Source organism: Pseudomonas sp. S8 (assembly GCF_050473925.1).
Classification (GTDB): domain Bacteria; phylum Pseudomonadota; class Gammaproteobacteria; order Pseudomonadales; family Pseudomonadaceae; genus Aquipseudomonas; species Aquipseudomonas parakoreensis.
This window is the reverse complement of record NZ_JBFDVZ010000016.1, coordinates 4,765,086-4,786,259: the sequence shown is the minus strand read 5'-3', so window position 1 is coordinate 4,786,259 and position 21,174 is coordinate 4,765,086. Positions and strand designations below refer to the sequence as shown.

The window sequence follows — 21,174 nt, the reverse complement described above, 5'->3', positions numbered from 1 at the left end:
AACGAGGCTGCGATCTTTTGATCCTCAGAATCAAGATCAAAAGATCGCAGCGTGCCGCAGCTCCTACAGGGGAAGGCATTGCGCTTCTCAGTTCGTCGGCACCAACTTATCCAACACCCGATTTACCGCCAGCTCCGCCACCATCACCACCTGAGCAATGCCCTGCAGCGTCTTGCGGTGCGTGCCTTGCACCAGCGCCGCATGATTGTTGAGCATGACCGTGGCCGAGCCGAGGGATTCACTGGCGTCGGCCAACAGGGATTCACTGTCGGCGTCGGGGTTGGCCATATACAGCGTGTTGGGGGTGTAGGGCGTGGCCATGAGGTCGGGTTTTGGCGGGCCGAGGTAATGGTCGAGCGCGCGTTCGGCGGCTTCGTGGAATTTCTTTGATTCGGGGGCTTCGTAAGGGGATGCCGTGTCGGTGACCGGCGGGTTTGGCGTTACTTTGAACATGGACGACTTTCCTCTGTTGAGGCTGCGACTTTGCTGACTCAACTGGCCCTATCGCTGGCAAGCCAGCTCCCACAGGGTTTTGTGTGACTCACAAAATCCGAATACGACGCGGACACTGTGGGAGCTGGCTTGCCAGCGAAGAGGCCAGTCAGGGCAGCACAAAGGCTGGATCAGTGAACCAGCCCAGCCTCCACCAACAACTGCTCCAACCCCAACAAATCCGGGACCTTGGCCACCTGTTCCCCGACCTGCACCGCCGCCTGCTCCAGCGCACACAACGGCACATCGACATAACTCAACTGACTGTCGAGCTTGTACGAACGCGGAATCCCCTGCACCAGCAGCGCAATGAATTTCAGCTGCGGCAAGCCGCCGAGGGCGTTGAGGATGACGATCCGCGCGCGTTCGCCGATAACGATTTTCTGCCCGCACGCCGACTCGAAACTCAGCAGCGGAATCTGCCGCTCCCGCCAGCTCACCCGCCCCAGGTACCACGGCGGCGTGTCGAGGTCGAAGGCGCTGGCCTGGTAGTCGATCAGCTCGGCGACGGCGACGTTGGGCAGGATCAGGTTGCGGTCGGCCAGTGGCAGCAACAGGCCTGTGAGTTGGCTGCTGCGCGCGTTGTGGCGGCGCTCATGCATGTTTCTTGCTCCAGTGGGCAATGCTTTCGAGCAGCACCGATTCCTGATACGGCTTGCCGAGGTAGTCGTTGACGCCGATGGCCATCGCACGGTCGCGGTGTTTCTGCCCGGTGCGCGAGGTGATCATGATGATCGGCAGGTGCTGCAGACGTTCGTCGTGGCGCACCTGGGTGGCGACTTCGAAGCCGTCCATGCGCGGCATTTCGATGTCGAGCAGCATCAGGTCGGGCATGTGTTCTTCCAGCAGCAGCATGGCATCGACGCCGTCCTTGGCGGTCAGCACGTTCATGCCGTGGCGTTCGAGCAATCGGCTGGTGACCTTGCGCACGGTCACCGAGTCGTCGACCACCAGTACCAGCAGGGGTTTCTGCGGCTCACTGTCGATGTCCGCCTGCGCCGGATGCTGGGCGATCCGCGCCTGCATCGCGCGGATCGGCGCGAACAAATCAAGAATCAGCACCACCCGACCATCGCCGAGAATCGTCGCCCCGGACACTCCTTGCACCGCCGCGAACTGCGGGCCGAGGCTCTTGACCACAATCTCGCGAGTGCCGGCCATCGCATCGACCTGCACCGCGATGTGCCGGTCATTGCACTGCACCAGCAGCACCGGCAACGGCAGGCTCTGGCCGAGCAGTTTGGGGCGTGGCGCGGTTTTCAGCAGCTCGCCCAGATAGCACAGTTCGTAGCGCTGACCGGCGTAGTGGTAGCTCGGCGGGTCGTTGCGGTAGTGCGCCTCCAGATCATTCGGCAGCACGCGGACGATGCCTTCGATGGTGTTCAGCGGAATCGCGTACTGATCCTCACCACACTGCACCATCAGCGCGCGGTTGACCGACACGGTGAACGGCAGACGAATACGGAAATGCACACCCTGCCCCGGCACCGAGTCGATGCTCATGGTGCCGCCGAGCTGGCGGACTTCCTCATGAACCACGTCCATGCCGACGCCGCGCCCGGAAATCTGGGTGATCTTTTCCGCGGTGGAAAAGCCCGGCTGCAGGATGAACTGCAGCACGTCGCGGTCGCTGATCTCGGCGTCCGGTGCGAGCAGGCCGCGCTTGATCGCCTTGCGCCGCACCGCGTCCAGCGGCACCCCGGCGCCGTCGTCACGGATATCGAAAACGATGTCGCCGCCCTCGCGGGACAGGTCCAGGCTGATTGTGCCCTGCGCTGGTTTGCCCGCCGCCAGCCGCACTTCGGCAGACTCCAGGCCATGGTCGACGGCGTTGCGCAGCATGTGTTCCAGTGGCGCCGCCATGCGCTCCAGCACGTTGCGGTCCATCTCGCCTTCGGCGTTGTCGATGATGAAGGCGACGTCCTTGTTCAGCTCTTCGGCGACCTGCCGCACGATGCGTTTGAGGCGCGGCAACATCCGTTCGAACGGCACCATGCGCGTGCGCATCAGGCCTTCCTGCAACTCGGTGTTGATCCGCCCCTGTTGCTGCAACAGGTTCTCGGCGTCGTGGTTGCGGCGCTCGAGGGTTTCCTTGAGATCGAGCAAGTCGGAGGCGGATTCGAACAGTGCCCGCGACAGTTGCTGCAACTGCGAATGGCGGTCCATTTCCAGCGGGTCGAACTCTTCGTAACCGAGGCGTTCGGCATCGACTTGCTGACGGCTGAGAATCCGTCCCTGGGTTTCAGTGTCGAGCCGGCGCAACTGATCGCGCATGCGTTCGATGGTGGTTTCCATCTCGTTCAGCGCGGTTTGCGCATCGCTGACCTGCTGCTCGATACGCCCACGGAAAATCGAAGTTTCGCCGGCCAGATTGACCAGTTCATCAAGCAGTTCGGCGGAGACCTTGACCATGTCCGCGCCGGCATCGGCGGCAGGCACCGCAGGCTCGGTCTTGGCCGGCATCGGCAGCAACGGCGGCGTGTCGGGGGTCGCCGGATGGCTGAAATTCTGGATCGCGTTGATCAGCCGATCCGCCGGCGGGCAGGGCTGCCCGGCGCGCACGCCGTCGAGCATCTGCGCCAGGCGGTCATGCCCGCGCTGCACCAGCGCGAACAGTTCGGCGGACGGCTGCAGCACGCCGGTGGCGAGGCTTTCGTAAAGGAATTCGAGCTCATGGGCGAGGTCGCCGATCGGGCCGATCTCGACCATCCGCGCGCCGCCCTTGAGCGTGTGCAGATCGCGCAGCAGGGTTTCCACTTCCTGCCGATTGCCCGGCTCGGCCTGCCAGCGCAGCAACGCCGCGCCGGAGCTTTCGATGATGTCGAAACCCTCTTCGAGGAAGATGTCCAGCAGCTCCGGATCATGCGCCGCGCTGTCTGATTCAGCCGTCGGTTGCGCCGCTTCGGCAGTACCGGCGGCGCCCTGGCGGAACTGGCGGATCGTCTCGATCAGATCCTGCGCCGGGCGCAATGGTTGATGCGCCTGCAACTGCTCCAGCAACAAGGCCAAGCGGTCATGGCCCTTGTGCAGCAAGCGGCCCAGCGCATCGCTGTGACTGTAGCGACGATCCACCAGCCCTTCGTAAAGGCTTTCCAGCTCATGGGCCAGATCGCCGATGGCATCAACCTCGGCCATCCGCGCGCCACCCTTGAGCGTGTGCAAATCGCGCTGCAACGACGACAGCGGCGCAGCGTTGTCCGGGTCGCTCAACCAGCGTTGCAGGGCTTGCCCGGCACTGTCGAGAATGTCTACCGCTTCTTCGAGGAAAATCTCGACGATCTCGTCGTCCGGCGCAGTCTCGACATTGGCGCGGGACAGTTCGGCGGTGGCGGCACCCAGTTCGCTGATGCTCAAAGTGCGGCTGCCGTCGCTGCGGATCAGCCCCATCGCCGTCGGATCGAGGCTTTCATCGAGCAGTTCGTGCAAGGCGCGGATGCGCTGCGGCTGCGGGGTGATTTCCTGGCCGGCAGCCAGTTCGTCGAGCATGTTGATCAGCGCTTCATGAGCGTTCTGCGCTTCGTGGAAAAACCTGTCGCTGACCGCCAGGCTGCTTTCTTCGACGGCGCCATACAGGTCGAGCAAGGCTTCGCACAACACATCCACCGGCAGCAGATCGGCGAGGTGTGCGCCTTCGCCCAACGTGGTCAGCTCATCCAGCAGCGCACTGAGTTCCTGGCGCTCGCCGGGGTGTTGCTGCCAGCGTTGCAACAGGCTTTCGGCATCGAGCAGGATGTCCATGCCCTGGGCGAGGAAGTTGTTGATCAGTTGCGGATCGCGCTTGATCCGCAGGCCGGTGTTCGGCGCGCTGAGGATCGCTTCCAGACGTTCGGCCAGCAGCGTTTCGGTGCGTTTGATCAGCGACTGCGCACCGACAATCGGCGCCAGCGGATCGTGCTTGAGCTGGCGCAAACCAACGCGGAACAGGCCTTCGGCTTCGAGGAGCAATTCCACTTCATCCAGATCCAGTGGCAACTGATGCGCCTTGAACTCCCGCGCCAGTTTATCCAGCGGCGCGGCCAGTTCGGCAATCGGCAATACGCCGGCCATCGACGCACTGCCCTTGAGCGTGTGCAAGGCGCGCTGCAATTCGTCGCTGGCCGGCAGCGGCACATGCTCGGCGGCCTGATCGAGGAAGCGGTTGAGGCTGGCGAGGTGGGTTTCGGCCTCGTTGCGGAAGATCTCCAGCAACAGCGGATCGAGGGCCGCCACATCGTCGACGTCTTCGGCCGCCAGCGGCTCGACGCCTTTAGCCAGCGCATGCGCGCGGGCCGCCAGTTGATCGACATCGCTGCGCTGCCGCTGGCGCTGAGTGGCGAATTCGCTGATCAGTTCCGGCAGCAACAACACCGTGTCGGTGAGCAACTGCTGCACCTGCGCACCGGGCTCGACGCTGTGTTCCAGCACGCGGTTGAGCAGGTTTTCCACCGCCCAGGCCAACTCGCCAAGGATCAGCGCACGAACCATGCGCCCGCTGCCCTTCAAGGTGTGAAAAGCGCGGCGCAGTTCGGTCAGGGCGGCGCGGTCATGAGTGTCAGCCGTCCAGCGCGGCAGGTATTCGTGCAGGACTTCGAGGACTTCGTCGGTCTCTTCGAGGAACACTTCGCGCAGTTCATCGTCCACCGGTGCTTCATCGCGCGGCGGCGGCATCAGGCTGCCGGGGGTGATCAAGGCCGGCGGGTTGACTGCCGATACCGGACTGGCCAGCACCTCGGCCAGTGACTGCACGGTCTGCGGATCGTCCAGCGCCTGCAGGTCCTGCATCACCAGCGCTTCGCTGGGGCTGAGTACATCGTCGAGCAACGGCACGTGAGGTTCGCCGGGTGGCTCGTCAGGAAAGAAACCGAGGCTGACGAGGCTCTTCTGTGCAACATCCAGCAGTTGTTCATTCGGCGCTTGCGGGTCGTCGCTCAGGCGTTCGAGGTAATACTCGAGGCTGGTGATGACGTCGGCCAGATTATCCAGTTGCTGCCAGCCCGGCTGGTGCGGATCCAGCAGCAGGTGTTCGCGAATGAAGCTGTTGCAGGCTTCGACCAGACTCGCCGCCCGGCTCAGCGGAATCATCGCCAGCGCGCCGCGCACCTGGGTCAGCAACTCCGGCAACGGTTGCAGTTGCTGGCGATCCCAGTCGGCGTCGATGTAATCGACGATCATGTCCTTGGCCTGTTGCAGGCAGATGCGCGCTTCCTTGATCACGATCTGATGGATCTGCGTCAGGTCGGTGGTCGGCAGGCGCGCGTCTTCGGGACTTTCCGGCTCGACGGTGCCGACCATTCCGGCGAGGTTGGCTTCGACGTAGAGCAGCGCGCCGGCCACGTCCATCAGGGTCGCGTCATTCGGCTCGCGCTGGCCCTGAGCGAGGCTGAGGACCACCGCCAGTTGATCGATGATGACTTTGCGCGGCTGGCCAAAACCGAGCACCGCGAGGGTGTCGGCGATCTGCCGCAGCGGCGCCAGCAGGCTCTCCAGATCAGCAGTGTGCTGACGGTCGCTGCGCACGAACAGGTCGAGGCGCTCCTTGACCCGCACCAGCTCTTCGCACAGCGCCGCCAGCACCGAGCGCATCGCATCGCGGTCGGGGCCGGCCAGGCGCGCGCGTTCTTCGTCGACCATCGCGCTGTCGGGCAACGCGTCGTCCAGGGAGTAGCGATCTTTCATGGTCAGCATCTGCCCGGTGGGATGTTCGGCTTTGGCAATATAGAACAGCAGGCTTTTCAGCAACTCCGGCGGGGGCGGCTGATTGAGGCCGCGCGGGCCTTGTTCGAGCAGGCGCTTGAGTTCCTTGTCGGCGTCCTTGAACAGGCTGCGCAGCGCCGGACTGTTGGCGATGGCGCCTTCGCGCATGCCTTCGACCAGCGCTGAAGCGACCTGCCACAGCGGGCTCAACGGCGCATTGGCGCTCAGCGCTTCGAGGCGCTGGAAGACTTTCGCCAGGTAGTCGAGGTGTGTCTGGTCGTCCTGCTCGCGCAGCAACCCGACCAGCGCCATCTGCAGCATCTGGCGCAACTTGCGCAATACGTTGGGCCACTCGGCCGGCTCCAGCGCGGCCAGCGCTTCTGCGCTCAACGGCGGCAGGTCCGGCAATGGCGGGCTGAACAGGCTGGTTTCCGAGAGCAGGCTGTCGCCGCGCGCACTGCGCAGGTCGTTGATCAGCGGCAGCACCACCAACGGCAAGTCGCGGCGGGCGCTCTGCACCCGATCGAGGTAGATGGGCAATTGCCCGAAGGCTTGCAGCAGCAGGTGCAGGGCTTCGTCGCGATGGGCGACGCGCCCCTGCTGCAAGGCTTCGACCAGATGCTCCATTTCTTCGGCCAGCAACGCCGCGCCGTAGAACTCGACCATCTGCAAACTGCCGTGCACCTGATGGATATAGCCCAGGCACTCATCCAGCCCCGGCGCGGCCTGCGGGTCATCGAGCACGGTTTCAATCGCTTGATGCGCCTGCCTCAGCGTTTCGGCAATTTCACCCTTGACCCATTCGAGGGCCACGTAGTCGTGCCGGTCACCCATAACCACTCCACTCACGCCTTGTCCGTCGCGGACGCCGACGGCAAGGTGAAACCGGATACCGAACGGCGCAGCTGACTGGCCATCTTCGCCAGGTTGCCGATGCTCTCTGCGGTGGCGGTCGAGCCAGACGAAGTCTGCGAGGTGATCTGCTGGATCACGTTCATCGTCAGCGAGATTTGCCCGGCCGACGAGGTCTGCTGCTGTGCCGCGTTGGAGATGCTCTGGATCAGCGCCGCAAGGGTTTTCGAAACACCTTCGATTTCTTCCAGCGCCACACCGGCATCCTGCGCCAGTCGCGCGCCACGCACCACTTCGGTGGTGGTCTGCTCCATGGAAATCACCGCTTCGTTGGTGTCGGTCTGAATCGCCCTCACCAGCGTTTCGATCTGCCGGGTGGCGGCGGACGAACGTTCGGCCAGTCGCTGCACTTCATCGGCAACCACGGCAAAACCGCGTCCGGCGTCCCCGGCCATCGACGCCTGAATCGCCGCGTTGAGCGCGAGGATGTTGGTCTGGTCGGCAATGTCGTCGATCAGGCTGACGATGTCGCCGATTTCCTGCGACGACTCGCCCAGACGCTTGATGCGCTTGGCGGTGTCCTGAATCTGTTCGCGGATGTTGTCCATGCCGTGGATAGTGTTGTGCACCACCTCGTTGCCCTTGTTGGCGATTTCCACCGAGCGCTCGGCCACCGCCGAGGATTCAGCGGCGTTGGCCGAGACCTGATCGATGGACTGGGCCATATCGCTGATCGCGGTCGAGGCTTCGGAAATCTGCTGCGCCTGATGCTCCGAGGCCTGGGCCAGGTGCATGGCAGTGGCCTGGGTTTCCTGCACGGCGGCAGCCACCTGGCCGGCGGTGAGGTTGATGGTCGCGACCAGATCGCGCAGTTGGTCGACCGAATAGTTGATCGAGTCGGCGATGGTCCCGGTGAAGTCTTCGGTCACCGAGGCGGTCACCGTCAGGTCACCGTCGGCGAGGTCTTCGATCTCGTCGAGCAGGCGCATGATCGCGTTCTGGTTACGCTCGTTCTTCTCGGCGGTCTCGCGCAACTGGCGGTTGGTTTCGCGGACCATGACCATGCCGATCAGGATGATCGAGGCCAGTGCCAGCAAGCCCAGGACGTAGCCGCCAATGGTGTCGGTGCTGCGTCCGCCGGCAAGGTTTTCGAAACCGCTGGCGAGGTGCGAAGCCTCATCGAGCAGGGTCTGCGACAGGCTGAAGATGTTGCTCGCCGATTCACGGACCTTGAACAGCTCCGGCGAGGTTTCGAGGATTTCGTCCACGGAGCCGGAGACGAACTGGAACAGCTCGGAAATTTCACTCAGGCGCGCACGGGCATCGCGGTCTTCGACCTGGCTGATTTTCAGGGTCGGGTTGCCCTGCAACATACCGTTGAGCACCTGGCCGAAACGGGTGGCGTCGCGGCCAAAAGCGTCGGCCGCCTGCTGCGAGTTTTCGTCGCCAGCGAGTACGGTGTTGACCGCGCCGAGAATGCGTTCGGCCAGCAGCGATTGACGCTGGGCCATCGCCACTTGCGCCGCCGGGGCGCCGCGTTGCAGGAGAATTTCGACGACTTTTTCGTATTCGATCTGCAACTGCGGCACGGTTTCGGCCAGGGTCGCGGCGACCTGATGCAGCGAGAGTACGGTCTGTTCGCTGGAGAGAATCGCGTCGGTGTTTTTCAGCAGGCGTTCCCAATCCAGCTGCACCGCGCGCATTTCCGGGCGCACGGCGGCTGGCGCGGGTGGCAGGCCGGTGGCCGGGTCGCCCTTCTTCAGGTAACCCCAGCGCTGGGCAAAATCGTTGCGCGCATCGCTCAGCAGCTTGAACGCAGCGGCCTTGCCGGCGGCGGCCTCGGTGGCGTTCTTGGCGATGCGTTGCGACAGCACGCGCAGCTCACCGGCGTGGCCGATGTACTGCTTGTCGTAATTGGCCTGGGTGTTGAGGTAGGCGAAGTTGGCGAACAGCAGCATGATGAACACGATCAGTGCGATGAACAGCACGATGATCTGCGAACGACTGCGCGACCCTTCTGCCGACTTGCCTGTTTTTGCTTTTGTCATCGGTCCTCGCCTATGAAACCTGCCACGGTCCACTGTGGGATTTGTGGTGAGGGGATTTATCCCCGATGGGTCGCGCAGCGGCCCCAAAACTGAGTGGTATCTGGAACATCGCGAATGCAGGTTTTGGGTTGGCTTCGCCAACCATCGGGGATAAATCCCCTCGCCACAGACTCCCACCCCATAGATTTATGGTGCTTCGGCTATATCGCGACGCTCATGAACACCGGCGATTTGGCCAGCGCAAACAGGCTGAACACCCGCCAGTTCTGCTCACGCCGGAAATAGCCTTTGACGAACTCGGCCTTGGAGCCCTGGCGCTTGCTGATCGAGATCGGTTCGAAGCTGTCCTGCTCGAAGTGCTGCAGACCGAACACCTCATCCACCAGCAACCCGGCGAACACATCGTTGTGCTCCACCACCAACACACGCCGCTGTTTGCGCAGCGGTGACAGTTCGTGGCCGAAGAAACCACACAGGTCCATGATCGGCAGCAAGCGGCCACGCAGGTTAGCCACCCCTTTGACCCATGGCTTGACCCCGGGCAATTGAGTGCAGCGTGGTTCGTGCAGCACTTCGCTGACTTCACCCATCGGCGTCACGTACCAGTGCTCGCCGAGGCGAAAACCAATGCCGCTCCAGCGGTCCTGACGGCCGGGCTGCGACGGCAGGTCCGCCGCCAGCAGACGGCAGCGCTGGTCGATCTGCCACAGCAGCTCGAACGCGGTCAGCGACTGGTTCATGGCCGCGCGATCAACCGGCCAGCACGTTGTTCAGGGTCTTGATCAGCATGTCTTCTTCGACCGGTTTGGTCAGGTAATCCTTCGCGCCCTGGCGCGTGCCCCAAACCTTGTCGGTTTCCTGATCCTTGGTGGTGATGATGATCACCGGGATATGGCTGGTCTCGGCATCCTTGGTCAACTGGCGGGTGGCCTGAAAACCGTTGAGGCCGGGCATGACGATGTCCATCAACACTGCGTCGGGTTTTTCCTGACGGGCCAGGGCCACGCCGTCGGCGCCGTTCTCGGCCTTGAGCACTTCATGGCCGTGCTTTTCCAGCATGCCGGTGAGTTTGTACATTTCAGTCGGCGAATCATCGACGATCAGGATACGTGCCATGGTCTTCCCCATTTTTCTTGTCGACACCCGGCCCGCTGGCCGAGCGTCACTGTACGTGTCTTACTGCGGCAAAACGGCGGCAAAGCCCGGAACGTGGGCCTGAATCGCGTCGAGCAGTTCTTCCTTGCTGAAAGGCTTGGTCAAAAATTGATCAGAACCGACAATCCGCCCCTTGGCCTTGTCGAACAGCCCGTCACGCGACGACAGCATGATCACTGGCGTGGCCTTGAACGCACTGTTGTTCTTGATTAAAGCGCAGGTCTGATAACCATCCAGACGCGGCATCATGATGTCGACAAAAATGATCCCGGGGTGGTGGTCGGCGATCTTGGCCAGGGCGTCGAAACCGTCGATCGCCGTGATGACCTCGCAGCCCACATTTTTCAACAGCGTTTCGGCGGTGCGACGAATCGTTTTCGAGTCATCGATCACCATGACCTTCAAGGCGCTGGACTGCTGTTCCATAAGGGGGCTCTACCGTCGCCTTTGCGAATCAAATTGTCCGTTTTGCGATGAGTAATGGCTGGAAACCCTTGATGCTCAAGGGCCAGCACGCTATGCCAGCCTTTTTAGCACAGTCTCCAGATGCAATCTATCGACGGGTTTTTCCTTGACCGAAAACCCGCCCGGAGCCACTCTGGCGGCACTTTTTCAATACCGATCCGGTAGCCAATTTTCGAGGAAAACCCAATGAGCGTTCGCGTCGGGATTGTCATGGACCCTATCGCCAGCATTTCCTATAAAAAGGATAGCTCGCTGGCCATGCTGCTGGCCGCGCAGAAGCGTGGCTGGGAACTGTTCTACATGGAACAGCGCGACCTGTATCAGGCCGAAGGTCAGGCCCGGGCGCGCATGAAGCCGCTGAAAGTCTTCGCCAACCCGGAAAAATGGTTCGAACTGGACGCCGAGCAGGACAACCTGCTGAGCGACCTGGACGTGATCCTGATGCGCAAGGATCCGCCGTTCGACATGGAGTTCGTCTACTCCACCTACCTGCTGGAACAGGCCGAAACCGCCGGCGTGCTGGTGGTCAACAAACCGCAGAGCCTGCGCGACTGCAACGAGAAGCTGTTCGCCACGCTGTTCCCGCAGTGCACGCCGCCGACCATCGTCAGCCGCCGCGCCGATGTGCTGCGTGACTTCGCCGCCAAGCATGGCGACGTAATCCTCAAGCCGCTGGACGGCATGGGTGGCACTTCGATTTTCCGTCATCGCGCCGGCGACCCGAACCTGTCGGTGATTCTGGAAACCCTGACCGCCCTCGGCAATCAGCAGATCATGGGCCAGGCCTACCTGCCGGCGATCAAGGACGGCGACAAACGCATCCTGATGATCGACGGCGAGCCGGTGGATTACTGCCTGGCGCGAATTCCGGCTCAAGGCGAAACCCGTGGCAACCTCGCGGCCGGTGGTCGTGGCGAAGCGCGGCCGCTGACCGACAAGGATCGCTGGATTGCCGCCCAGGTCGGCCCGACCCTGCGCGAGAAAGGTCTGCTGTTCGTCGGTCTGGACGTGATCGGCGAAAACCTCACCGAAATCAACGTCACCAGCCCGACCTGCATCCGCGAAATCGACAACGCTTTCGGTACCGATATCGGCGGCATGCTGATGGACGCGATCGACAAGAAGCTGCAAGCCGCCGGCAAAAAGCCACAAGCTTGATGCACATCACATGCAGTCTGTCGCTTGAAGCGTGAAGCCCAAGGCGCGAAACCAACATTGCGTTATCATGCGCAGCCTCTGAAAAACGCGATGTTGGTTTTCTTGTCATGACCCTCCCGTCCGATCTGCCCGCAGAACTCGCCCAGCGTGGCGTGCGCCCGGCCGATCGCCTCGGATTTACCCTGTTTCTCGCGGCGCTGATTCATTTGGCGCTGCTGCTCGGCGTCGGCTTTACCATGGTCGAGCCCAAGCAGATCAGCAAAACCCTGGAAATCACCCTCGCCACCTTCAAGAGCGAAACCAAGCCGAAAAAGGCTGATTTCCTCGCTCAGGAAAACCAGGAAGGCAGCGGCACCCTCGACAAGAAGGCGATTCCCAAGACCACCGAGGTCGCGCCGTTCCAGGACAATCAGGTCAAGAAGGTCACCCCGCCCCCGGCCGCCAAACCGGAAGTGCGCGAAGCGGCGCCCAAGGCTGCGGTGACCACCGTGGCGCCGAAACAGCAAAAGGCGCCGACCAAGAAAGAAGAAACCAAAACCGAGACCAAACCCGCGGTCAACGCGCCGACATTCGACAGCTCGCAGCTGTCCAGCGACATCGCCAGCCTCGAAGCGGAACTGGCCAACGAACAGCAACTGTACGCCAAGCGCCCGCGCATTCACCGCTTGAGCGCGGCCTCGACCATGCGCGACAAGGGCGCCTGGTACAAGGACGACTGGCGCAAGAAGGTTGAGCGCATCGGCAACCTCAATTACCCCGAGGAAGCTCGGCGCAAGCAGATCTACGGCAACCTGCGCCTGATGGTCTCGATCAACCGCGATGGCTCGCTGTATGAAGTGCTGGTGCTGGAGTCCTCCGGCCAGCCGCTGCTGGATCAGGCGGCGCAGCGCATCGTCCGACTGGCGGCACCGTTTGCACCGTTTACCGGCGATCTGTCGGATATCGACCGACTGGAAATCATCCGCACCTGGAAATTCGCCCGGGGCGACAAGCTTTCCAGCAACTGACCGCCGGCATACAGGTTTTTTGTGGTGAGGGGATTTATCCCCGATCGGCTGCGAAGCAGTTGCAAAACCAGCACACGCGGTATGTCAGGCATATCACGTCAATGGATTGAGGGCCGCTTCGCGCCCCATCGGGGATAAATCCCCTCACCACAAAGGTTCAACTTCAACAATGGATCTGCGTTGTTCTCTGAACCTCAGCTTGTCAGTTCGCCCCTTGAACGCCACACTATCGCTCATGAAAAACGTCAGCCCCAGCTACCTCAAGCATCACTTCCTGATCGCCATGCCACACATGGCCGACCCGAACTTTGCCCACACCTTGACCTACATCGTCGAGCACACGGCCAATGGCGCCATGGGGCTGGTGGTCAATCGACCGCAAGAGCTGAATCTGGCTGACATCCTCGAGCAATTGCGCCCGGACATCGATCCGCCAGCGCTGTGCCAGCATGTGCCGATCTTCATCGGCGGCCCGGTGCAGACTGATCGCGGTTTCGTCCTGCACCCGGCCGGCAAGACCTTTCAGGCCACCGTTGAGCTCGAAGGTGATCTGGCGCTGTCCACTTCGCAGGACGTGCTGTTCGCCATCGCTGACGGCGTGGGCCCGGCGAAAAGCGTGATCACCCTCGGCTACGCCGGTTGGGAAGCCGGGCAACTGGAAGCCGAGCTGGCCGACAACGCCTGGCTGACCTGCCCGTACGACGCCGACATCCTGTTCAACACCAGCAGCGAGCTGCGCCTGGAAGCGGCGGCACGGCACCTGGGGATCAACCTCAGCCTGCTGACCAGTCAGGCGGGGCACGCCTGATGGCCCTGCGCCTGATTCTCGGCTTCGACTACGGCACCAAACAGATCGGCGTTGCGGTCGGCCAGGTGATTACCGGCCAGGCCCGTGAGCTGTGCACCCTGAAAGCGCAGAACGGCGTGCCCGACTGGAATCAGGTCGAAGCGCTGTTCAAGGAATGGAAGCCCGACGCCGTGGTGGTCGGCCTGCCGCTGAACATGGACGGCACGCCCAGCGAGATGTGCCTGCGTGCGGAGAAATTCGCCCGCCGCCTCAATGGCCGTTTCAATGTGCCCTTCTATACCCACGACGAACGCCTGACCACCTTTGAAGCCAAGGGTGAGCGACTGGTGCGTGGCGGGCAGAAAGGCAGTTACCGCGACAACCCGGTGGACGCCATCGCCGCCGCTCTGCTGCTGCAGGGCTGGCTCGATGAAAACACTGCATTGTTTGAATCCTGACAAGCGCTTCGGCGCTTTTCTTTTGGTTATAAACCCAGCCACGTCCGGCAGGACGCGGCTCGGAATCACGAAGGAGCATCCATGAGCCTGCCCAATCCCGCCGATCTGATCAGCCAGATGGCGACCCGCCTCAAGGCGCACCTTGCACAGCGTGATATCAGCGAACCGCGTTACATCGGCATCCGCACCGGCGGCATCTGGGTCGCGCAGGCCCTGCTCAAGGAATTGGCCAGCGATGCGCCATTGGGCACGCTGGATGTTTCCTTCTACCGCGACGACTTCAGCCAGAACGGCCTGCACCCGCAAGTGCGCCCCTCGGCCCTGCCCTTCGAGATCGAAGGCCAGCACCTGGTGCTGATCGATGACGTATTGATGAGCGGCCGGACCATCCGCGCCGCCATGAACGAACTGTTCGACTACGGCCGCCCGGCCAGCGTGACCCTGGTCTGCCTGCTCGACCTGGACGCCGGCGAGCTGCCGATCCGCCCGAACGTGGTCGGCGCGACCCTGTCGCTGGCCGCCAATGAGCGGGTCAAGCTGTCCGGCCCGGAGCCGCTGACGCTCGAACTGCAAGACCTGAATTCCTAACCCGCCCTTATTGAGAGTCCCCCTCGCGATGACGCCTCTAGATACCAAGCGCCCGCTGCAGCTCAATGATCAGGGCCAGCTGCGCCACTTCCTCTCGCTCGACGGCCTGCGCCGCGAGTTGCTGACGGAAATCCTCGACACTGCCGACTCGTTCCTCGAAGTCGGTGCCCGGGCGGTGAAGAAGGTCCCGTTGCTGCGCGGCAAGACCGTGTGCAACGTGTTCTTCGAAAACTCCACCCGTACCCGCACCACCTTCGAACTGGCGGCCCAGCGGCTGTCGGCGGACGTGATCACCCTGAACGTGTCGACTTCGTCGGCCAGCAAGGGCGAAACCCTGCTCGACACCCTGCGCAACCTCGAAGCGATGGCCGCCGACATGTTCGTCGTACGCCACGGTGATTCCGGCGCCGCACATTTCATCGCCGAGCATGTCTGCCCGCAGGTGGCGATCATCAACGGCGGCGACGGCCGTCATGCGCACCCGACCCAGGGCATGCTCGACATGCTCACCATCCGTCGGCACAAGGGCGGTTTCGAAAACCTCTCGGTGGCGATTGTCGGCGACATCCTGCACTCGCGGGTCGCGCGCTCGAACATGTTGGCCCTGAAGACCCTGGGCTGCCCTGACATCCGCGTGATCGCGCCGAAGACCCTGCTGCCGATCGGCATCGAGCAGTACGGCGTCAAGGTCTACACCGACATGAACGAAGGCCTCAAGGACGTCGACGTAGTGATCATGCTGCGCCTGCAGCGTGAGCGCATGAGCGGCGGCCTGCTGCCGAGTGAAGGCGAGTTCTACCGCCTGTTCGGCCTGACCACCGCACGTCTGGCCGGGGCCAAGCCCGATTGCATCGTCATGCACCCGGGGCCGATCAACCGTGGCGTGGAAATCGAGTCCGCGGTGGCCGACGGCCCGCACTCGGTGATCCTCAATCAAGTCACCTACGGCATCGCCATCCGCATGGCCGTGCTGTCGATGGCCATGAGCGGGCAAACAGCGCAACGTCAATTCGAGCAGGAGAACGCCCAGTGAAGCTCAGCATTCTCGGCGCCCGCGTCATCGATCCAAGCAGCGGCCTGGATCAAATCACCGATATCCACGTTGAAGCCTGCAAGATCGTCGCCCTCGGCGCCGCACCCGCCGGTTTCACTGCCGTTGAAACCATCGACGCTCAAGGCCTCGTTGCCGCGCCCGGGCTGGTCGATCTGAACGTCGCCCTGCGCGAACCGGGCTACAGCCGCAAAGGCAGCATCGTCAGCGAAACCCGCGCGGCGGCGGCGGGCGGTGTGACCAGTCTGTGCTGCCCGCCGAAAACCAAACCGGTACTCGACACCTCGGCCGTGGCCGAACTGATCCTCGACCGCGCCCGCGAAGCCGGCAACACCAAGGTGTTTCCGATCGGCGCGCTGAGCAAAGGCCTGGACGGCGAACAGCTGGCAGAGCTGGTGGCGCTGCGCGACGCCGGGTGTGTGGCGTTCGGCAATGGTCTGGAGAGTTTCCGCAACACCCGCACCCTGTGCCGGGCACTGGATTACGCGGCCACTTTCGACCTGACGGTGATTTTCAATTCGCAGGATCACGATCTGGCCGATGGCGGTCTGGCCCATGAAGGTGCCGTTGCCAGTTTCCTTGGCTTGCCGGGCATTCCGGAAACTGCGGAAACCGTGGCCCTCGCTCGCGATCTGCTGCTGGTCGAGCAGACCGGCGTGCGCGCGCACTTCAGCCAGTTGACCAGCGCGCGCGGCGTGGCCCTGATCGCTCAGGCGCAGGCCCGTGGCTTGCAGGTCACGGCGGATGTCGCCCTGTATCAGCTGATCCTTACCGATGAAGCGCTGATCGACTTCAGCAGCCTGTATCACGTGCAACCGCCGCTGCGCACCCGCGCCGACCGCGACGGCCTGCGTGAGGCGGTGAAGTCAGGGGTGATTTCGGCGATCTCCAGCCATCACCAGCCGCATGAGCGCGACGCCAAACTGGCGCCGTTCGGCGCGACCGAGCCGGGCATCAGCAGTGTGGAATTGCTGCTGCCGCTGGCGATGACGCTGGTTGAGGATGGCTTGCTGGACCTGCCGACCCTGCTGGCGCGCCTGAGCACTGGGCCTGCGGACGCGCTGCGTTTGCCGGCGGGCAAACTGGAAGTCGGTGGTGCGGCGGATATCGTGCTGTTCGACCCGAAAGCCTCCACCGTGGCCGGCGAAGGCTGGCTGTCGAAGGGCGAGAACTGCCCGTTCCTCGGGCACAGTCTGCCGGGTGTGGTGCGCTATACGCTGGTGGACGGGCGGATCAGCCACCAGGCGTAACCGGCTGCTGAGGGACATTGTGGCAAGGGGATTTATCCCCGATGGGCTGCGCAGCAGCCCTCGATCTACAACCGCGGTGATTTCAGTTCCTCCGCGGTTGAATGTTTTAGGGCCGCTACGCGCCCCATCGGGGATAAATCCCCTCGCCACAGGTTACTGAAAGGCGCCGCGATTCTGCGCGTTGCGCACCGAAACCTGATCATTCAGCGTCCAGAAGTCATACAGCACCCCGACAAAGAACAACCCGCCGGTCAGCAGATACAGCAATCCACTGATCCACTTGCCCTGGTACATCCGGTGCACGCCGAACACGCCCAGGAACGTCAGCAGAATCCACGCCACGTTGTATTCGATCGGCCCTGCGGTGAAACGCAGATCCGCCTCGCGATCCATTGCCGGGATCAGGAACACGTCGATCAGCCAGCCAATGCCCAGCAGACCGAAGGTGAAGAACCAGATCGTCCCGGTCACCGGCTTGCCGTAATAGAAGCGGTGAGCGCCGGTGAAACCAAAAATCCACAGCAGATAACCGATGATTTTGCTGTGCGTATCCTGCGGTGCAGCGACCTGCTGATAGCGGTTCATGAAGACCTCGATTCACACGATAGATAAATTTTCTTTAATTCTTTGTGACTTTTTTACATGTAGCCGACGTACGGCAAATGTTACCGTGTCGTCCGTCAAAGCCTTATAGCACCGGACTTCTGTCCGACAATTGCGTCCGTTTGCCGCTTGTTTGGTTCCGTTGCGCTCCGATGGAATCGACCAACGGCCTCGGAAGGGACAAAAAAGCTGTTATAAAGTTGCGCGCTACCACCTAAGAGCCACGCCTAATGCGACCATTTTTCAAGACATGGCTAACTATTTGCCTATTAATGCCACTGGCCGCCCACGCCACCAATCGTGAGCAACGTCTTCCCAACGTTAACGGTTTCACTCCTAAATCCCATGCTTCGGCTCCTTCGAGCAAGAGCAGCAAACAAACGAAACACACCACGCTCGCCAGCAAGAATCACGGCAAGCTGGTGCCACCGATGGCCAACAAGGAAAGCAGCAACGTCCTGAGCCGTGCGGTGAACGTCCTCGGTACTCCCTACCGTTGGGGCGGCAGCAGCCCAAGTAAAGGCTTCGACTGCAGCGGTCTGGTCAAATATGCATTCAACGACGCCACGTTCGACCTGCCACGCACCTCTAACGCCATGGCCAGCGGGCATGGTGAGAAAGTCGAACGCAAGGACCTGAAACCGGGCGACCTGATTTTCTTCAACATCAAGAGCCGCCGGGTCAACCACGTTGCCATCTACCTGGGCAACGACCGCTTCATCCACGCACCACGCCGTGGCAAAGCGGTCAGCATCGATACGCTGAACAAGCCGTACTGGGAACAGCACTACGTGGTTGCCAAACGTGTGCTGCCGAAAGAACCGGGCGGCAAGCAGATGCGCGTGGTTCAGCGCTAAGCTTTCTAATCAAGATCAAAAGATCGCAGCCTTCGGCAGCTCCTACACAAATCACTGTAGGAGCTGACGAAGGCTGCGATCTTTTGCGTTTGGCCTTTAGAAATTATCCGGCGTACGCGCCTTCTCCCGCGCATGCTCGCGGCTGATCAAGCCCTTGGTCACCAGATCCTTCAGGCACATGTCGAGTGTCTGCATCCCCAACGACCCACCGGTCTGAATCGCCGAATACATCTGCGCCACCTTGTCCTCGCGGATCAGGTTCCGGATCGCCGACGTTCCCAGCATGATTTCGTGCGCCGCCACCCGCCCGCCGCCGATCTTCTTGATCAGCGTCTGCGACACCACGGCCAGCAGCGACTCGGACAGCATCGAACGCACCATGGACTTCTCATCACCCGGGAACACATCGACAACCCGGTCGATGGTCTTGGCGGCCGACGTCGTGTGCAGCGTGCCGAATACCAGATGCCCGGTCTCGGCGGCAGTCAGTGCGAGGCGGATGGTTTCCAGGTCGCGCATCTCGCCCACCAGAATCACATCCGGGTCTTCGCGCAGCGCCGAGCGCAATGCCGTGGCGAAACTGCGGGTATCGCGATGGACTTCGCGCTGATTGATCAGGCATTTGCGCGATTCGTGGACGAACTCGATGGGGTCTTCGATGGTGAGAATGTGATGATGGCGATGGGTGTTGAGGTAGTCGATCATCGCCGCCAGCGTGGTCGACTTGCCGGAACCGGTCGGCCCGGTCACCAGCACCAGCCCGCGTGGCGCATCGGTGATCTTGCGAAACACATCGCCCATGCCGAGGTCTTCCATGCTCAGCACTTTCGACGGAATGGTGCGGAACACAGCGCCGGCGCCACGATTCTGGTTAAACGCATTGACCCGAAAACGCGCGACGCCGGGAACCTCGAACGAGAAATCCGTTTCCAGGTGTTTCTCGAAGTCGACGCGCTGGGTGTCGTTCATGATGTCGTAGATCAATTCGTGCACTTGCTTGTGATCCAGCGCCGGCAGATTGATCCGCCGCACATCGCCATCGACGCGGATCATCGGCGGCAGACCGGCCGACAGGTGCAGGTCGGAAGCGCCCTGTTTGGCGCTGAACGCCAGCAGTTCAGTGATATCCATAGCGTCCCTCAATTCCAGTAGAATGCCGCGAACCTTCAGACCGCCGGCGCCTCTTGATGTCCACGATAGCAGACAACATTCTCCAGGTTAGTTCGCGTATCCAGGCCGCGACCAAAGCGGCCAGTCGTGACGAACACAGCGTCCAGTTGCTCGCCGTCAGCAAAACCAAACCGGCGCAGGCCCTGCGTGAAGCCTACGCCGCCGGCCTGCGCGACTTTGGCGAGAACTATCTGCAGGAAGCCTTGGGCAAACAGCTCGAACTGGCCGACCTGCCCTTGATCTGGCACTTCATCGGCCCCATTCAATCGAACAAGACTCGCGCCATCGCCGAGCATTTCGACTGGGTGCACTCCGTGGATCGCCTGAAAATTGCCCAACGCCTGTCCGAACAGCGCCCGGCCGAGCTGCCGCCGCTGAACATCTGCATTCAGGTCAACGTCAGCGGTGAAGCCAGCAAGTCCGGTTGCACCCCGGCCGACCTGCCGGCGCTGGCCGAGGCCATCAGCACCCTGCCCCGGCTGAAATTGCGCGGGCTGATGGCGATTCCCGAGCCGACCGAAGATCGCGCCGAACAAGACGCCGCTTTTGCTGCCGTGCAACGTTTGCAGGCCAGCCTGAATCTGCCGCTCGACACACTTTCCATGGGCATGAGCCACGACCTCGAGTCGGCCATTGCCCAAGGCGCCACCTGGGTGCGGATCGGTACCGCCCTGTTTGGTGCCAGAGATTACGGTCAGCAATGACCGACAGCCATCTGAAAAAGGACCTGACATGAGCAACACACGTATTGCCTTTATCGGTGCCGGCAACATGGCCGCCAGTCTGATCGGCGGCCTGCGGGCCAAGGGTCTGCAAGCCAGCCACATTCGCGCCAGCGATCCGGGCGAAGAGACCCGCCAGCGCGTCAGTGCCGAACATGGCATCGAAACCTTCGCCGACAACGCCCAGGCCATCGACGGTGTCGACGTGATCGTGCTGGCGGTCAAGCCACAGGCGATGAAAGCCGTGTGCGAAGCCATCCGCCCGAGCCTGAAACCGCAGCAACTGGTGGTGTCGATCGCCGCCGGCATCACCTGCGCGAGCATGACCGCGTGGCTCGGCGAGCAGCCAATCGTGCGCTGCATGCCGAACACCCCGGCGCTGCTGCGTCAGGGCGTCAGCGGTTTGTACGCCACCAGCGAAGTGACTGCCGAACAGCGTCAGCAGGCTGAAGAGCTGCTGTCCGCCGTGGGCATTGCGCTGTGGCTGGACGAAGAGCAGCAACTCGATGCCGTGACCGCCGTCTCCGGTTCCGGTCCGGCGTACTTTTTCCTGCTGATCGAAGCGATGACTGCCGCTGGCGTCAAACTCGGCCTGCCAAAGGAAATCGCCGAACAACTGACCCTGCAAACGGCACTGGGCGCCGCGCACATGGCGGTATCCAGCGATGTCGACGCTGCCGAACTGCGCCGCCGCGTGACGTCGCCAAATGGCACCACAGAGGCCGCGATCAAATCATTCCAGGCTAACGGCTTCGAAGCCCTGGTAGAAAAAGCACTCGGCGCCGCCGCGCACCGCTCGGCCGAAATGGCCGAACAACTGGGCAAATAAGGAGCCTTA

19 protein-coding genes are annotated in these 21,174 nt (G+C 62.3%); 10 read left to right on the top strand and 9 right to left on the bottom strand.

The window, feature by feature from the left end:
* Nucleotides 1-87: 87 nt before the first annotated feature.
* The 7 genes from AB1J88_RS22705 to pilG form a co-directional block, all read right to left on the bottom strand.
* Entirely contained in the window at nucleotides 88-453 is a 366-nt protein-coding gene (locus AB1J88_RS22705) for a DUF6124 family protein (protein ID WP_198759791.1), read from the bottom strand.
* A 170-nt stretch (nucleotides 454-623) separates the two neighbouring features.
* A complete protein-coding gene (locus tag AB1J88_RS22700) occupies nucleotides 624-1,094 on the bottom strand; it encodes a chemotaxis protein CheW (RefSeq protein WP_086792248.1) in 471 nt (156 codons plus the stop codon).
* Entirely contained in the window at nucleotides 1,087-6,999 is a 5,913-nt protein-coding gene (locus AB1J88_RS22695) for an Hpt domain-containing protein (RefSeq protein WP_430292713.1), read from the bottom strand. Before AB1J88_RS22695 ends, AB1J88_RS22700 begins: the two co-directional genes overlap by 8 nt.
* 11 nt (nucleotides 7,000-7,010) lie before the next feature.
* Nucleotides 7,011-9,065 (bottom strand): methyl-accepting chemotaxis protein, encoded by a 2,055-nt coding sequence (locus AB1J88_RS22690; RefSeq protein WP_041063506.1) that lies wholly within the window; start codon nucleotides 9,063-9,065, stop codon nucleotides 7,011-7,013.
* A 200-nt stretch (nucleotides 9,066-9,265) separates the two neighbouring features.
* Nucleotides 9,266-9,805, bottom strand: a complete 540-nt coding sequence (locus tag AB1J88_RS22685) for a chemotaxis protein CheW (RefSeq protein ID WP_007964098.1) — start codon at nucleotides 9,803-9,805, stop codon at nucleotides 9,266-9,268.
* 10 nt (nucleotides 9,806-9,815) lie between these two features.
* The gene (gene pilH / locus AB1J88_RS22680) at nucleotides 9,816-10,181 is read right to left on the bottom strand and encodes a twitching motility response regulator PilH (protein WP_025109154.1); all 366 of its coding nucleotides are present in this window, start codon (nucleotides 10,179-10,181) and stop codon (nucleotides 9,816-9,818) included.
* Between the two features lie 60 nt (nucleotides 10,182-10,241).
* Nucleotides 10,242-10,646 carry a twitching motility response regulator PilG gene (gene pilG / locus AB1J88_RS22675; RefSeq protein ID WP_003229093.1) on the bottom strand — a complete coding sequence of 135 codons (405 nt, stop codon included), beginning with the start codon at nucleotides 10,644-10,646 and terminating at the stop codon, nucleotides 10,242-10,244.
* Between the two features lie 225 nt (nucleotides 10,647-10,871).
* Between pilG and gshB the strand changes: the two genes are divergently transcribed.
* The 7 genes from gshB to AB1J88_RS22640 all read left to right on the top strand — a co-directional run bounded on the left by gshB (nucleotide 10,872) and on the right by AB1J88_RS22640 (nucleotide 16,984).
* On the top strand, nucleotides 10,872-11,843 hold the full coding sequence (gene gshB, locus AB1J88_RS22670) for a glutathione synthase (protein WP_430292023.1): 972 nt from the start codon (nucleotides 10,872-10,874) through the stop codon (nucleotides 11,841-11,843).
* Nucleotides 11,844-11,950: 107 nt separating this feature from the next.
* On the top strand, nucleotides 11,951-12,850 hold the full coding sequence (locus AB1J88_RS22665) for an energy transducer TonB (protein ID WP_041063513.1): 900 nt from the start codon (nucleotides 11,951-11,953) through the stop codon (nucleotides 12,848-12,850).
* Nucleotides 12,851-13,085: 235 nt separating this feature from the next.
* Nucleotides 13,086-13,658: a YqgE/AlgH family protein gene (locus AB1J88_RS22660; RefSeq protein ID WP_011336368.1), complete on the top strand. Its 573-nt coding sequence runs from the start codon at nucleotides 13,086-13,088 to the stop codon at nucleotides 13,656-13,658.
* Nucleotides 13,658-14,095, top strand: coding sequence for a Holliday junction resolvase RuvX (gene ruvX / locus AB1J88_RS22655; protein WP_003229101.1), 438 nt, complete (start codon nucleotides 13,658-13,660; stop codon nucleotides 14,093-14,095). The genes AB1J88_RS22660 and ruvX overlap by 1 nt, the downstream gene beginning before the upstream one ends.
* Before the next feature lie 81 nt (nucleotides 14,096-14,176).
* On the top strand, nucleotides 14,177-14,683 hold the full coding sequence (gene pyrR / locus AB1J88_RS22650) for a bifunctional pyr operon transcriptional regulator/uracil phosphoribosyltransferase PyrR (RefSeq protein ID WP_027610583.1): 507 nt from the start codon (nucleotides 14,177-14,179) through the stop codon (nucleotides 14,681-14,683).
* Between the two features lie 28 nt (nucleotides 14,684-14,711).
* A complete protein-coding gene (locus AB1J88_RS22645; protein ID WP_041063517.1) occupies nucleotides 14,712-15,716 on the top strand; it encodes an aspartate carbamoyltransferase catalytic subunit in 1,005 nt (334 codons plus the stop codon).
* A complete protein-coding gene (locus tag AB1J88_RS22640) occupies nucleotides 15,713-16,984 on the top strand; it encodes a dihydroorotase (RefSeq protein WP_198759796.1) in 1,272 nt (423 codons plus the stop codon). The genes AB1J88_RS22645 and AB1J88_RS22640 overlap by 4 nt, the downstream gene beginning before the upstream one ends.
* A gap of 153 nt (nucleotides 16,985-17,137) precedes the next feature.
* Here the strand turns inward: AB1J88_RS22640 and AB1J88_RS22635 are convergent, their stop codons facing one another.
* Entirely contained in the window at nucleotides 17,138-17,569 is a 432-nt protein-coding gene (locus AB1J88_RS22635) for an NINE protein (protein WP_041063521.1), read from the bottom strand.
* 248 nt (nucleotides 17,570-17,817) lie between these two features.
* Between AB1J88_RS22635 and AB1J88_RS22630 the strand changes: the two genes are divergently transcribed.
* Nucleotides 17,818-18,444, top strand: coding sequence for a C40 family peptidase (locus tag AB1J88_RS22630; RefSeq protein WP_086792257.1), 627 nt, complete (start codon nucleotides 17,818-17,820; stop codon nucleotides 18,442-18,444).
* Nucleotides 18,445-18,540: 96 nt separating this feature from the next.
* Here AB1J88_RS22630 and AB1J88_RS22625 read toward each other — a convergent pair whose 3' ends face one another.
* Complete coding sequence (locus tag AB1J88_RS22625) at nucleotides 18,541-19,575, bottom strand: type IV pilus twitching motility protein PilT (protein WP_422610248.1); 1,035 nt, start codon at nucleotides 19,573-19,575, stop codon at nucleotides 18,541-18,543.
* A gap of 56 nt (nucleotides 19,576-19,631) precedes the next feature.
* On the opposite strand from AB1J88_RS22625, the gene AB1J88_RS22620 reads away from it, so the two are divergent.
* Together AB1J88_RS22620 and proC are read left to right on the top strand one after the other, a co-directional pair.
* Nucleotides 19,632-20,318, top strand: a complete 687-nt coding sequence (locus tag AB1J88_RS22620) for a YggS family pyridoxal phosphate-dependent enzyme (protein WP_430292022.1) — start codon at nucleotides 19,632-19,634, stop codon at nucleotides 20,316-20,318.
* Between the two features lie 28 nt (nucleotides 20,319-20,346).
* Nucleotides 20,347-21,165, top strand: coding sequence for a pyrroline-5-carboxylate reductase (gene proC / locus AB1J88_RS22615; RefSeq protein ID WP_027610579.1), 819 nt, complete (start codon nucleotides 20,347-20,349; stop codon nucleotides 21,163-21,165).
* Nucleotides 21,166-21,174 lie beyond the last annotated feature (9 nt).